Origin of the sequence: Neptuniibacter pectenicola, from assembly GCF_001597735.1 — a bacterium.
GTDB classification, from domain to species: domain Bacteria; phylum Pseudomonadota; class Gammaproteobacteria; order Pseudomonadales; family Balneatricaceae; genus Neptuniibacter; species Neptuniibacter pectenicola.
On sequence record NZ_LUTS01000065.1, the window covers coordinates 1 to 577 of the forward strand.

General features: G+C 54.4%; 1 protein-coding gene. It reads right to left on the bottom strand.

The annotated features are described in order from the left end of the window. The coding region (locus A3773_RS19740; protein WP_197462830.1) for a hypothetical protein at nt 1-577 on the bottom strand (577 nt) is incomplete at both ends.

Below are 577 nucleotides of genomic sequence, written 5' to 3' on the forward strand. Positions count from 1 at the left end.
TCTTCTCCTTCTTCTTCCCCTCTTCTTCCCTTTCCTTTTTCCTCTTCTCTTCCCTCTCCTTTCCTTTCTCCTTCTTTCTCTTTCTCCCTCTTTCTTCTCCCCTCCTTTCTTCCTCTTTTTTCTTCCTCCTTTCTCTCCTTCTCTTCCCCTCTCTCCCTTTCTCTTCTTCTCTTCCCCTCCCTTTCTCCTCCTTCTTCTTCTTTCTTCTCCTCCTCCTCTCCCCCCCTTCCCCCCCTCTTTCCTTTCTTCTTCTTCCTCCCTCTCTCCCCCTCTTCCTTCCCTCTTTCCTTTTTTCCTTTTTCTCTCCCCCCCTCCACTCTTCTTCTCTTTTTCCCCCCCCTCCTCCTCTCCCTTTCCTCTTTCCCTTCCTTCCTCCTCCTCTCTCTCTCCTTTCCCCCTTCCTCCCTCCTCCTCCCTCCTCTCTTCCTCCTCCCCTCCTCTTTCCCCCTCTCCTTCCCCCCCTCTTCCTTCTCCTTTTCCCCTTTTTTCCCCTCCCCTTTTCCTCCCCCCCCCCCCCTCTTCCCCCCCCTCTCCCTCCCTCTCCTCCCCTCTTTCCCTTTCCTCCTCTCCCCTTCTT